Annotated in this window: 7 protein-coding genes; 2 read left to right on the forward strand and 5 right to left on the reverse strand. The window is 59.7% G+C overall.

Annotated elements, in window-relative coordinates; translation table 11 throughout:
• Positions 1 to 80 precede the first annotated feature (80 nt).
• From G6N80_RS12600 to G6N80_RS12620, 5 genes are all read right to left on the reverse strand, one after another.
• A complete protein-coding gene (locus tag G6N80_RS12600) occupies positions 81 to 929 on the reverse strand; it encodes an asparaginase (protein WP_246251482.1) in 849 nt (282 codons plus the stop codon).
• Positions 930 to 1,066: 137 nt separating this feature from the next.
• Entirely contained in the window at positions 1,067 to 1,543 is a 477-nt protein-coding gene (locus tag G6N80_RS12605) for a chemotaxis protein CheW (RefSeq protein WP_062556076.1), read from the reverse strand.
• Between the two features lie 194 nt (positions 1,544 to 1,737).
• Positions 1,738 to 7,830: a translocation/assembly module TamB domain-containing protein gene (locus G6N80_RS12610; RefSeq protein ID WP_165134201.1), complete on the reverse strand. Its 6,093-nt coding sequence runs from the start codon at positions 7,828 to 7,830 to the stop codon at positions 1,738 to 1,740.
• Between the two features lie 64 nt (positions 7,831 to 7,894).
• Positions 7,895 to 9,811 (reverse strand): autotransporter assembly complex protein TamA, encoded by a 1,917-nt coding sequence (locus tag G6N80_RS12615; RefSeq protein WP_376748629.1) that lies wholly within the window; start codon positions 9,809 to 9,811, stop codon positions 7,895 to 7,897.
• A 181-nt stretch (positions 9,812 to 9,992) separates the two neighbouring features.
• On the reverse strand, positions 9,993 to 10,256 hold the full coding sequence (locus G6N80_RS12620; RefSeq protein WP_062556073.1) for a glycine zipper domain-containing protein: 264 nt from the start codon (positions 10,254 to 10,256) through the stop codon (positions 9,993 to 9,995).
• Between the two features lie 266 nt (positions 10,257 to 10,522).
• Here G6N80_RS12620 and G6N80_RS12625 point away from each other — a divergent pair, with 266 nt between their 5' ends.
• Together G6N80_RS12625 and G6N80_RS12630 are read left to right on the forward strand one after the other, a co-directional pair.
• Entirely contained in the window at positions 10,523 to 11,014 is a 492-nt protein-coding gene (locus tag G6N80_RS12625) for a (2Fe-2S)-binding protein (protein ID WP_062556072.1), read from the forward strand.
• Between the two features lie 99 nt (positions 11,015 to 11,113).
• On the forward strand, positions 11,114 to 13,477 hold the full coding sequence (locus tag G6N80_RS12630) for a xanthine dehydrogenase family protein molybdopterin-binding subunit (RefSeq protein ID WP_165134222.1): 2,364 nt from the start codon (positions 11,114 to 11,116) through the stop codon (positions 13,475 to 13,477).
• Positions 13,478 to 13,484 lie beyond the last annotated feature (7 nt).

The raw sequence follows: 13,484 nt of genomic DNA on the forward strand, positions 1-13,484 counted from the left end.
ATCGCTTGCTGGCATGCCTGGATCGCAGCAAAAGGGCGTCTTCAATGAAGGTGCCCTTTTTGCATAGCCGCAGGATGATGTCAGTTCAGCCAGAGCTTGATCAGAGCCGCTTCCGGCGTTTCATCGCCACCATTTTCGACGCCGATATCCCAAAGTGCTGCACCGGCTGCGAAATAGCCCGGAATGATGCCGCCATTCTGTGACTGGCTCACCGCCCGGATGCGCTTGCCGTCGGCAATGGCCTGTTTGATCGCGTCGAGGACAAGCGGATTTGCCATGACGGTGCCGGATCCGAAGACTCGCAGCACCGCTCCGTCCAAGGTTGCAAGCGCAGCAGACAGGAAATCTGCCGGCATTCCGGGTGTCAGTGTCAGGATCGCCAACCGCCGTTCCGGGAAGGTCCGAAACCGGGGAGGATCGAGCTTTTCATTCTGCTTGGTGCGAAGAGAAACGGTATCCTGGCTTTGATGCTTTACCAGTCCATCGGCAGTCAGAAGCTTGCCACCGAAAGCAAGAAAGACGCCGTCCCCTTCCTGCGTGGCAGCGTCAATCGCCAGTGTCAGGTTTGCTTCCGCATCGCCATCTTCGCCAAGTGGTACGACTGATCCACACAGGATCACCCGTCTGCCTTCGTCCACCAGAGCCTGGGAAAGGGCGGCGACGGTGAACGACATGGTGTCTGTGCCGTGGGTAATGATGACCGGCAATCCGGGATGGGTACGGATCGCCTCCAGCATGGCATTCCAGTGAATGGGGCCGACATTCGCGCTATCGAGCAGCGGGCTGAAAACATTGGCAACCAGCTTCATATCGGCTGGAAGCCGAGCGCTGAGTGCGCTTTCGACGAGCCCCCGCATCGGCGTCAGCCCTTTGGGGCCTGGAGCCATTCCGATCGCGCCACCGGTATGAATCAGAAGCAGTTTGCTCAACGGATCATCCTCCTGAACTCAGGAGTTACGTATCCAACGCTCTTGGTAATATCAACACATTGTTTACCAAGTTTAAAATAACCTTAATAATAAAAGGCAGCTACAAGGCTGCCTTTTATACTTTCGGTAATTCTAAATTAGGCTGCCAGATCGTCGATTTCACTGCCCTTAAACATCTTGGAGAGGTTCAGGAAGCAGATCATGCCACTCTCCGATGCAATGATGCCTTCGGAGAAGGACTTGTCGAAGGAGGCGGAGACTTCCGGGACAGGCTGGATCTGGTTGGAGGAGATCGTCAGGATGTCGGATACGCGATCAACCAGCATGCCGATGACCATATTGTGAACCTCGGTGACGACAATCGCGGAGCGCTCGTTGGCAACAGTGCTCTTCATGCCAAGCTTGTAGGAGAGATCGATGATTGGAATGACCGAGCCACGCAGGTTCATGACGCCGATGACATCTGCCGGAGCGTGCGGGATCGGCGTGGAGGGAGCCCAGCCGCGAATTTCGCGGATCGTCGTCGTCTTCACGCAGAATTCCTGATCGTGAAGGCGGAATGCGATGATTTCGAGAGTGTCGCCGCTGAAGCTGTTGGAAGTGATCGTCGCCATTCCGGATGTCCTTAAGCGTTGCTGCAAGTCTGCACCCACCCCTCGCGAGTACAGCAAGCTGTTAAATTGATCGCCTCAAGCGCGACGGATCTCTGTCTCGCGAAGGCGTTTCGTTAAAATTATAGGAAGATAGTTTCTTAATGCTGAATCCGGACACGGAAAGCTTGTCCGAGCGGCGCGTAGATGCGCCCCCTTCAATATTCTTTTTCGTAGAAGATGCCGGCCGAACCGCCACCGCTCCCGGCGGAGCCCTTGAGCTTCACGCCACGGCCCACATCCAGGTTGATGCTGGCCTTGGCTCCGCTGCTGCCGCCCTGTTCTACCTGGAAGTAGGTCTTGTCATTCAGGCGCCGTCCCAGTGAGACACTGGTCTGGCCATTGTCATCGGTCTTCAGGTCAAGATCGTCCACACCAAGCTTGCCGCGCAGGGTCTGGAACAGCGAACTATCTCCACCGCCCGCAAGCTGGCTGACGGCATCCGCCAATTGGGCAATCTGAAGGGCCGAAAGACGCGACATGGATTGGCCGAAAATCAGCCGCGCCAAAACCTCGTCTTGCGGAAGGGAGGGCGAGGAGGTGAAGGCAATGTCCGGATCGTTGGCGACACCGGTCACAGTAATGGTGATGGTCGTCTGGTTCGAACTTGTTTCGGCGGCCATGTCCAGGACAGGGATCAGACTGCCGCCAAAGGTAATCTTGCCGCTGGTGAAATCGAGGCGCTTGCTGAGGATGACGATACGCCCGCGGCGCATTTCAAAGCCACCGGCGACGACAGGGTCTGACGCTGAGCCACGAATGGTGAGATTGCCACCAAGTTCCGCATCGATCCCGCGCCCTCGCACGAAGATACCGTTCGGAGCATTCAGAACCAGATCGAGGGAAAGATTGCTTTTTGTGCCTTCGCCGCCCTTCGGCGCCAGTGCAGCAAGAAGAGCTCGCACATCAGGCGGGGTGTTGCGATGCTTGACGTTGATTTCCGCAAGCGAGGCCGGAAGCTTTGCAGGAACCGTAATGTTTGCGCGTGTGAGGGTCACGGTCCCGCCAAGCGACGGATTTTGCAGCAAAGGACCGGTCACCGTCAGATTGCCGTTGGCGGTGGCGTTGAACAAGGTTCCATCTACATAGGTGGCGTTGTTCAATGCAATGCGCAGGTCTGCGGAAAAGCCGTCCGTCAACCCAACGCTGCCCTGTGCTGAAATCGTGCCGCCCGTCGACAGCGACGCAGAGATTGTCGCGATCTCTGCGCGATCGCGATTGAAATTCACCTGGGCATTGATGTTGTTGAGAGCCAGATTGCGCCGAACATCGATGAGGCGGGCTCCGCTGGTGGAAGCGTTGCCGGTTATCTGGGGTGCTGAGGCAGTTCCAGAGACCGACACGTTTATGGTGCCCGTGCCTTCCGGAACGAAGCCCTGTGCTGAAAGCTGGCTTGCCAGAAGGCCAAAGGGCAGCCTGCCCTGAAAGCGCAGATCCAGCGGCTTTGCACCGGCCAGTCCCACGCTACCGCCGCCGGACAGGTTCAATCCGCCAGCGCCGCCAAGCGTCGTCTGGAAGTTGAGGCGGTTGTCGGCGAACGTGCCGTCCGTGGTGATGCGGAACCCTTGCAGCCCTGCGCTTCTGGTCTGTGCAAGCGATGCATCATTCCAGGCAAGATTGAACCGGGCGCCCATGCCGCCATTGCCAAGCGCGGAAACCTTGCCTGAAATAATCCCGGAAGCGCCGAGGTTCGGCACAAAGGCATTGGCAAGATTGGCAGGCAGCGCATTGATGTCGGCGTTGAGGTTGAGGGCAGGGGCTCCCTGACCGCCCTGCGGCAGCGATACATCACCGCTAGCGGTAACCGAAAGACCGCTGGGGCCAGTGAGGCGCGTTGTGCCAAGTGTCAGGCGGTTGTTTGAGAAGGAGCCTTCTGCCCGCAGATTAAGAGGCCCGACTGCGGCGTCACCCTGGCGCCGGATTGCGCCGTCAGCCCACTGAACGTCATAGCGGACGGACGGCGAGGCGACAGTTCCGGCAATGTTTGCCGAACCGGACACCAGGCCGGATGCCTGCACGCCTGGAAGAAATGCATTGGCGAGGCTTGCTGGAAGTGCGGCAAGCTGAGCGGTCAGATCCAGCGGACGCTCGCCTGCGAGGCCTATCGTACCCTTCGCCGACGCCGATAGTCCCTGCGGCCCCGTCAGTTGCACATCATTCAGGCTCAACATTCCTTCGGCCAAGCGTCCGTCGGCGTCGAGGTTCAGTCCTGCAAGGCCAGCTGTGCGTGTTTGTGCCGTTGCGACATCTGCCCAGCGCAGCTTGAAGTTCGCAATCGGTGCTTCCGGGGTGCCGGTCGAGGAAACAGTGCCGGAGATGATCCCACCGGCATCAAGGCCGGGCGCAAATGCATTCGCCAAGGCTGCAGGCAGGGCAGCGATCGATGCGTTCACGTCAATGGCCGGTCCCTGAGTGCCAGTGACGACGACGCGCCCCTTGGCATTGACGGAAAGGCCTGAAGGATCGGTCAGGGATGTATCGCCGAGGGTAAGAGTACCATTCTCGAAGCTGCCGGTAGCGCGCAAGGTCATGTCGCGGACGCCGGTCTGGCGGCTCTGGGCAATTGCAAGGTCGGAACCTTGCAACTGATATTGAACCGCGGGTGCATCGGTGCGGCCGGACAGCGTGATGGAGCCGTTCAACAGGCCCCCGGCCTGTAGACCCGGACGCAACACATCGGCGAGTGAAAGCGACAAATTGGCTATATTTGCCGTCATATTGAGCGCCTTGTCGCCGGCCAATGCTGCCGTGCCTGAGGCTGTCAGGGAGAGCCCGTTCGCACCGGTGAGGCTGACGTTCGACAGGTTGAGAATCTGGTTCTCAAGGCGTCCGCTTGCGGTCACGCCAAGCGGTGTCATTCCAGCATCGCGTGTCTGCTTGAGCGTCAGGTCTTTCACAGCCATCTCAAAGACAGCGGCAGGCGTGCTCAATGAACCGCTTGCGTTGATCGTCCCGGACAGAACCCCCTCTGCGCCGATGTCAGGGCGCAAGGCATTCAAAAGGCTGGCCGGAATTGCATTCAGCTTTGCCTGGAGCCCCAAGGCATTGCCATTGCTCACGGCAATCGTGCCACTCGCTTCCGCCGAAAGGCCCTGCTCGCCAGTCACGGATAGCCGGTCGATCGTTACGCTATTGCCGGAGAAGCGACCCGAGAGATCGGAATCGATACGGTCTATCTTGGCAGCACGCGTTTGAGCCACCGAAGCATTGGCGAGCTTTGCCTGAAAGGCGGCTTCAGGAGCGCTTATCGAGCCTGAAATCGTGACGGTGCCCGTCAGTTGACCACGTGCGTCGAGATCGGCGACAAAAGCATTGGCAAGGCTTGCGGGTACCGAAACCAGATTGGCGCGGATATCGAGACTCTGCGGCGTCGTGGTCCCCACCGTTCCACCCGCATTGATGGAAAGACCATCGCGGCCGGTCAATGTCGTCTGTTCCAGCGTCAGCGTGCCGTTCTGGAAACGTCCTCGGCTGGAGATCGAGAGTGCGCCGATGCCGCGCGCCTTCGTTTCGGCAATTTGTGCGTTCTGCCATCCGAGGCTGTATCGAATGACGGGGCTGGACGCCGCACCGGAGACTGTGACTGCGCCACCGATCATGCCTTCCGCGCCGAGGCCCGGACGGAACTCGTCCCCGATGGCAGCGGGCAAGTCGCTCAGCCGGAGCGCCATATTCAACTGTGGACCCGCACTGCCCTCGATGACGAGACGGCCACCGCCTGCGTTCAGGACGATACTGCCGAGATTTGCCACACCATCAGAAATTGTCACCCGCGCCGGGTTTGCCAGTGCGAGATTCAATCCAGAGGGCTTTGCCTCGAGACGATCCAGCGCAAGTGTCATACCGTCCGGATGAGAGCGATCGAAGGTGCCGGTCATGACGAGCGGCGCGTCGGAATAACGGCTTGCGAGATTGAAGCCGAGAATGCCAGACCTGTCAGCGAGCGTCAGCGCCGTGTCGGCCAGCACTTGTCCGCCTGCGTTCAGCTTGGCCGCGCGAATGACACCATCGACCGACAGTCCAAGCAGATCCTTGCTCGTGATGTTGAGAGCAGGACCCTCGATCACCGTCGTGCCGTAAGAAACGGATTGACCCGTCGCGTTGATCGTCGCGGAGATCTTGCCGTTCGACTGGCCGAGGCTCAAGGAGCCGCGAAGGTCGCCGCCCGCCTGTTGGCCTGCCAGTGAAGCAAGAAGACCGATATCCGGCCAATCGAAAGCCAGTTGTCCCTGCGGCAGGAAATCAGGAGAAAATGCCAGGTTTCCACTCAGCCGGTTCGCGCCCGCATCCAGCGCCAGCCTCGGTAGACGAATGGTCCCGTTTTCGCGACGGACTTCTGTATCGAGTTTCAGCGGCTTGCCGTCCACGCGGCCCGATATGAGCGCCATGCCACCAATGGAAGACGTGCCGACCGTACCGTCAAAGCGGGCGCTGACGGCCTCCAGCGTCCGGCCGCTATAGCGGGCTTCCGCGGAGTTTACGACCGCCTTGACGCCGATCGCGTTCAGAGGGCCGTCCAGTACGACGTCATAGCCTGCTGCGCCCTTGGCATCAGGCTGGAAACGTCCGATCTCTGGCACGCGCCCGGCCAGATGCGCATTGAGTTTCGTGCCGTCCCACAGCACATTGCCGTGGCCTTCGATCGTGCTGGATTTGACGACGAGGTTTTCGAGGCTGATCCGGCCGCCGATGACGCCATCGACATAGCCTTCGACACCGATCCCGTCATCGAAGTAACGCGCCGCGGCACTCGGCAACCCGGTCGGGTTCAACGATATGCGGATATTGCCTGTGACCGATTGTTTTGCCGTGTTGAAGGCGCCACTGATCGTGCCGGATGCCTTGCCGCTTTCAAAGGTCGATGCGTCGAGACCGATTGCAGGCGGGGCGAGCCTGATAGGGGCGTCCAGCCGGATCGGTCCCTGGACCAGACGGTCCAGATCCGGATTTTCAAAATCCGCCTGGGCGATGCTGAGCCGTGTGCGAACGCTGCCAGATTGCTCGACCAGGTTCAGGTCTTCGCTTTCCGCCTGAAGCCGCACCTGAGCCAGTGAAGCTCCTGCTGCATTGATAGACTTCAGCGCCGCCGTCGCATTGAAACGCGATCCTTCAGCCGGTCCGGTCAGTGTAAAGTTCAGGTTATCGATCGCAAAGCGCGCGGCTTGCGGCTGCATAGGCCATTCGAGATTGATCGAGCCATTGGTCGCGGTCGCGCTGCCGGTCAGGCTGTTGTCACCGGAAGGATCCAGCGCTCCCGACGCCTGCACCTTCATGGAGCCGGTTGCCAGTTCGCCCTTCTTGATTTCGATCCGCCCACTCTGGCTGATCAGGGCGCCCAGATTGACATCCGTTCGACCGATGAAAAGCGGACGAAATGCCGGGGGCAGAAGTTCGGAAAGCTGGCCGCCGCCATGGATCTGAAGCTGATGAACACCCTGAGCAGACAATTCGTGCCGACCATCGATGCTGATCACCGGCTTGTTGTCCACCGTGCCACGCAACTGCCCGGACCAGTTGGACAGCGGTCCCTGTCCATCCAGCGCCAGCGCCAGCGAAGGTGCGCCCGGCAAATGCAGGAGTCGCGCCAGCAGTCCGCCCTGCGGTTCCGAAACAAGGGCCTGAAGTTTCAGTTCGTTCTGCTGCGGCGCGAAGACGAGGTCGGTCTTTGCAAGTGCGTTTGGTACATCCTTGCGCCTCGCGGCAAGCTGCAGTGCCACGCGTTCGCCGGTCGCGTTTGCAGCGCCCTCTGCGGCAAGCTCGAAGCGACGCCCGGTAATCGCAGGCTCAAGTTCGATATCCGGCAAGGCGAAGCGATCGATTTCGATTGCCACAGGTAAGGAGAAGCCGCTATTGCCGGAGCTTGTTGCGGGCTGCTGCTGCGCCGGAACCGGAGGGCGAATTGCCTTCAATTCGGCGATTTCGATCCGGTCCGCGTGAAAAGTGCGGCGCAGAAGCGAAAGCGGAGACCAGTCCACCAGGATATTGCTTGCCTCGGCATAAACGCCATTGCGATCGGATAGCGCGATACGGTCGATTTTCAGGTGGCCCGTCAGCAGCCCCTGCGGCGCTGATACGGAAATGGATTGGTCGGGCGAGGAAATTGCGGAGGAGATCAGGTTTCCGGCCAAGCGGCTGCCCGCAGGAACGAAGCCAAGGAACAGCACGAAGCCGATGATACCGACGAGCAGGATCGTCACCACGGCAAGCGCGGTGCGCAATATCCAGCTTCTGGCACGCGATGACGATGTCATTGGTGCGGGTTCATCCTTGGCACGGTCCCGGATTCCTTATCCTGATCCTCGTTGTTTGGCGACATCAGAATGATTGTCCAATGCCAGCGTAGATACCGTATTGGCTTCCGCCCGGATAGCGGTTCAACGGCAATGCGATGTCTAACCGCAGAGGGCCGAACGGAGTTGCGTAGCGAACCCCGATTCCGGCGCCCATGCGGATATCGGAGAAATCGGGCGCGATTTCGGTGGAAACGGTTCCAACGTCAAAAAATGGCACAATTCCGATCTTGTCGTTGATTTTGACGCGCGCCTCCAGGTTCGCCACCGTATAGGAGCGGCCACCGAGCGCACGATTTTGCGCATCATAGGGCGAAATTTCCCGGAAGGTGTAGCCACGCACCGATCCGCCGCCACCCATGTAGAAGCGCCTGATGGTCGGAATATCCTGCAGATTGTCGGTGCCGACGATCGTGCCCGCCGACAGCCTGCCTGCCAGAACGACCCGGTTCTCTTCGCCCAGTCCCAGATATCCGGAAATCGACCCCTCGAAGGACGAGAATATTGAGCCGCGATAGGTCTCGTAGCTTGGTTTTGCCGATGCGGTCAGGCGATAGCCTTCGGTCGGTTCCAGCTTGTTGTCGCGAGCGTCACGTTCGAACTCGATGGGCAGCGAAAAGGTCAGGTAGCGGTTGCGGCCAAACGCGTCTTCGCTCTCGCTCCAGGCAATTTCGCCGCCACCCTTCACCTTGTCCTGCTCGCTCAGTTCGTAGGTCAGGGTCGCAAGTGCGGTAATCGTGTTGGCAGTATAGACATCCGGCGTCTCGCGCTTTGCCCGCAGGCTCGCATCGAAGGTCATCTCCGGAATCTTGAAACCAGGTTCGGAGTAGATGATGCCCGCGGAGTAATCGAAGGTATTGAGGTCGGTGGTCGCACCAATGCCGGAAACCTGTCCCTCGATCCGCAGCGACTCCGCCTGGCCGAAGAGATTACGATGTCCCCAGTAACCGGAAACGCCCGCGCCATCGATGGAAGAGAATTCGGCACCGAAACCGAAGTAGCGGAACTTTCCGTCAGCAACCTCGATGCTGAGCGGCAGTGAACCATCCGGCGCCAGAGCATCGGCCTCGCGTATGGTCACGCTCGAGAAAACGCCGAGTTCCCGCAATCGGTCACCAGCCTTCTTGAGTTGTTCGGGGGAATAGGTCTCGCGTCTGTCGAGGCGAGAATAGCGGCGAATGAAATCCTGATCGACGCCCTCGGAGCCTCGTACAGTCACGGTACCAAAGGGTGCGACAGGCCCGCTTGTAGCGCTGATTGTCACCGCGACGGTGTTCGTCGCATGATCGGCGATGACGTCGCGCTTGCCAATCTTCGAAAGCGGCCTTCCCTGCTTTTTGAGGTCGCGAACGATCCGCTCGCCCGCCTGGATGATCGATACGGAGCCCGCCTTGTTGCCCGGTTCCAGGCCTACGGATTCCGGATCGATCCCGGCTGCATCGCCCTCGAGCGTTACCTTGCCAAGTGCAAACTCGGGTCCGGGCTCGACCGTCACGACAACAGGGACGGGTTGGCTATGGTCGAACACGGGAACCGGCGGAAGCCTGTCGATCTCCTGGCCCGCAATCGTTATGCGCACGACGGCGCCATAACGTGCCTCTTCATAAAGAACGGCCACAAGCCTGTCGCGATCTTCGCGCGCCTTGATGACGAGGCCGAGATCGCCCGAGACCGGCTGCTTCTCATCCGACTTGAGAGCACTCGTCGTCTCCAGCCGATCCTTCAGGTCGCCGGTTGCCGTCGTCAGGTTCAGGGTGGTGCTGTAGCGGACGGGATCGATGACGTCGGCGGCTTCTTCCTCGTCGCTGCCGAAGAGATTGATCCCGAAGAGCTTGAAGGCATGGGCGGGTTCCGCAGAACCCACAGTCATGGCTACTCCCGCCGCCAGAAGAACTGCGAGACTTCTTTTCCGATACGCCATCATGCGGACCGGTACGCACATCGTCTTGCTCGTAATCAGTTCGGCTCTTCCCACCCGTTCAGACGCGAGCGTCTATACTCAATTTTTCTAATGTAACCGCAAACGGCGTCCCAGGGTACCGTTTATATGCCACACTGTCAGCAAAAAGCCCCGGATCGAGTCCGGGGCCAATCTTTTGTTCAACGAGCTTCCGCTGAAGAACTCAGTAGCCGCGCGGGCAGGCGTCCACATAGCGACGGCCATAGCGGTCGCGGTAGTAGCACTGGCCAGGCTGCTCGGAAACAGAGCCGATGACAGCGCCCGAAAGGCCGCCGATCGCAGCGCCCACGGCAGCGCCGCGAACATTGCCGGTCGCCAGGCCGCCGATGACGGCACCTGCGCCCGCGCCAATGCCGGCGCCACGTTCTGTGGCGGTGCAGCCTGCGAGGGTCGCGCCCACCATGAGAAGCATCATTGCCTTCTTCATTACTCTCTCCAACTTTGAACGATCGTTTCCAGCTCTTCGGCCGGTCCCGTCTAGGCTAACACCAGCCAAGATTAACCCAGCTTGAACGGGAGGATATGACTCAAATCCAGGAAGTCTAGAGCTTGCCCGAAGAAGTTTCATTGATCCTCATTGATTTGATGTCGCAGGAAAAAACTATCTGTTGCTCACTGCTAAAAAAAGACCAATGATGCACACCACGTGTTTGAGGAGACACGTTCCCTGTTCGGGGATTTTGGGAGGAAATCATGGCGAAAGTGACGTTGACGGTGAATGGCCGGACGATGTCGGGTGAGTGCGACGATCGCACTCTGCTCGTACACTTCATCCGGGATAGGCTGGGCCTGACCGGCACCCATGTGGGATGTGATACGACCCAATGCGGTGCCTGCGTGGTGCATATGGATGGTAAATCGGTGAAGAGCTGTTCCATCCTGGCGGTGCAGGCCGCAGGTTCCACCGTCACCACCATTGAAGGCATTGCATCTCAGGGCGAATTGCATCCGGTCCAGGCGGCGTTCAACCAGCACCACGGGCTTCAGTGCGGCTTCTGCACGCCTGGCATGGTGATGACCGCAGTCGACATGATCAATCGTCACGGCGGTCATCTGGACGAGCAGACGGTTCGGCACGAGCTGGAGGGCAATATCTGTCGCTGCACCGGCTACCACAATATCGTCAAGGCCGTGCTCTCCGCCAATGAAGAGATGCATGGCGCATCGCGCCAGGCTGCCGAGTAGATTTCGAACCGGCATCCGGCGGATCTTTCCTGCCTCTGATGGCAGCTTTCGCCGTGGCCTTTCAATGCTGTTCTATCGCTTTCATCTGGAGGAGATGACATGGGTATGGAAGGGATTGGTGCGCGCGTTGCTCGCAAAGAGGACAAGAGATTCCTCACGGGCAAGGGTCGCTACACTGACGATATGGTCGTTCCGGGCATGAAATATGCCTATTTCGTGCGTAGTCCGCACGCGCATGCGAAGATTACCGGCATCAATGTTTCAGCGGCCAAGGCCATGCCGGGTGTCATTGATGTGCTTGATGGCAAGCAGTTGCAGGCCGACGGGATCGGCAACCTGATCTGTGGCTGGATGATCCATTCCAAGGATGGGTCTCCGATGAAAATGGGCGCCTGGCGTCCGCTGGCCGTGGATACGGTGCGCTATGTGGGCGATGCCATCGCCATCGTGGTGGCCGATTCGGTTGCTGAAGCGCGCGACGCGGCGGAAGTCGTGACGGTCGATTATGAGGAACTTCCCGCTGTCATCACGTCCGTAGCGGCACTCGAAGCAGGTGCGCCACAGATTCATCCGGAAGCACCGGGCAACCTGATCTTCGATTGGCAGATCGGCGACGGAGCGGCGACCGACAAGGCCATTGCCGAAGCGGCGCATGTCACCGAAATCGAGATCCTCAACAACCGTCTATCGCCCAACCCGATGGAGCCGCGCGCGGCGCTCGGCGTCTATGACGAGGCGGAGGAGCATTACACCTGCTACACCACCAGCCAGAACCCGCATGTGGCGCGTCTGGTCATGAGCGCCTTCTATAATGTCGCGCCGGAAAACAAGCTGCGCGTCATTGCGCCTGACGTGGGCGGCGGTTTCGGCTCCAAGATCTATATCTATCCGGAAGAAATCGTCTGTCTCTGGGCCTCGAAAAAGACCGGCGTTCCGGTGAAATGGACATCGGATCGTACCGAAGCCTTCCTCACCGATGCGCATGGCCGCGATCATGTGTCCAAGGTCAAGATGGCCTTCGACAAGGATCACCGGATCATCGGCCTGAAGGTGGATACGATCGCCAATCTCGGCGCCTATATGTCGCTCTTCTCGTCGGCGGTGCCGACCTATCTCTATGCGACGTTGTTGTCGGGCCAGTACGCCATTCCCGCCATCCATGCCAATGTCCGCACGGTCTACACCAATACGGTTCCGGTCGATGCCTATCGCGGGGCGGGGCGTCCGGAAGCGACGTACTTGCTGGAGCGCACCATGGAAGTGGCGGCGCGCGAGCTTGGCGTTTCTCCCGCAGAGCTTCGCCGCAAGAACTTCATTCGCAGCTTCCCGTACCAGACCCCTGTCATCATGAACTACGACGCGGGCGACTATGACGCATCCCTGACAGCGGCGATGGACGCTGCTGATTGGAACGGCTTCCCCGCGCGTCGTGCCGAGGCAGAAGGGCGCGGCAAGAAGCGCGGCATCGGCATGAGCTGCTATATCGAGGCCTGCGGCATCGCACCCTCGCAGGCGGTTGGTTCTCTTGGTGCCGGTGTCGGCCTCTGGGAATCGGCGGAAGTGCGGGTGAATGCCGTTGGCACAATCGAGGTTCTCACCGGCTCGCATAGCCATGGGCAGGGCCACGAAACCACCTTTGCCCAGCTGGTTGCGGATCGCCTCGGCGTACCGCTCGCCAGCGTCAATATCGTTCATGGCGATACCGACAAGGTGCAGATGGGCATGGGCACCTACGGCTCGCGTTCCGGTGCCGTCGGCATGTCGGCCATCGTCAAGGCGCTCGACAAGGTCGAGATGAAGGCGAAGAAGATCGCGGCCCATCTGATGGAAGCCGACGAAAGCGACATCGTCATCGAAAATGGCGAGTTGAAGGTGGCGGGCACGGACAAGACGCTGCCCTGGTTCCAGGTGGCACTCGCCGCTTACACTGCCCATAACCTGCCTTCGGGCATGGAGCCGGGCCTGAAGGAAACCGCGTTCTATGATCCGTCCAACTTCACCTTCCCGGCGGGTTGCTACATTGCCGAGGTGGAAATCGATCCCGATACCGGCAAGACGGAGATCATCCAGTTCGTAGCTGCCGATGACTTCGGCAACATCATCAACCCGATGATCGTCGAGGGACAGGTGCATGGGGGCTTGGCGCAAGGTATTGGTCAGGCGCTCCTGGAAGAGGTGCGCTATGACGAGGTGAGCGGCCAGCTTCTGACGGCAAGCTACATGGATTATGCCATGCCGCGGGCCGACGATCTGCCTTCGTTCAAGCTCTCGCACCAGAACACGCCGTGCCCCAGCAATCCGCTTGGCATCAAGGGCTGTGGCGAGGCAGGTGCCATCGGTTCGCCACCAGCGCTCATCAATGCCATTACCGATGCCATCGGTGTGGAGATCACCATGCCAGCAACACCGCTCAAGGTGTGGCAGGCGCTTCAATCCGCCCAGCCGCGCATGGCTGCCGAATAAGAGGAGG

The sequence above is a fragment of the Rhizobium rhizoryzae genome, assembly GCF_011046895.1.
Taxonomy (GTDB): Bacteria; Pseudomonadota; Alphaproteobacteria; order Rhizobiales; family Rhizobiaceae; genus Neorhizobium; species Neorhizobium rhizoryzae.

Excerpts from the sequence above, each read along its gene's own strand:
- G6N80_RS12605 (WP_062556076.1), bottom strand. The coding sequence starts at position 1,543 with ATGGCGACGATCACTTCCAACAGCTTCAGCGGCGACACTCTCGAAATC.
- G6N80_RS12610 (WP_165134201.1), bottom strand. The coding sequence starts at position 7,830 with ATGACATCGTCATCGCGTGCCAGAAGCTGGATATTGCGCACCGCGCTT.
- G6N80_RS12620 (WP_062556073.1), bottom strand. The coding sequence starts at position 10,256 with ATGAAGAAGGCAATGATGCTTCTCATGGTGGGCGCGACCCTCGCAGGC.
- G6N80_RS12625 (WP_062556072.1), top strand. The coding sequence starts at position 10,523 with ATGGCGAAAGTGACGTTGACGGTGAATGGCCGGACGATGTCGGGTGAG.
- G6N80_RS12615 (WP_376748629.1), bottom strand. The coding sequence starts at position 9,811 with ATGTGCGTACCGGTCCGCATGATGGCGTATCGGAAAAGAAGTCTCGCA.
- G6N80_RS12630 (WP_165134222.1), top strand. The coding sequence starts at position 11,114 with ATGGGTATGGAAGGGATTGGTGCGCGCGTTGCTCGCAAAGAGGACAAG.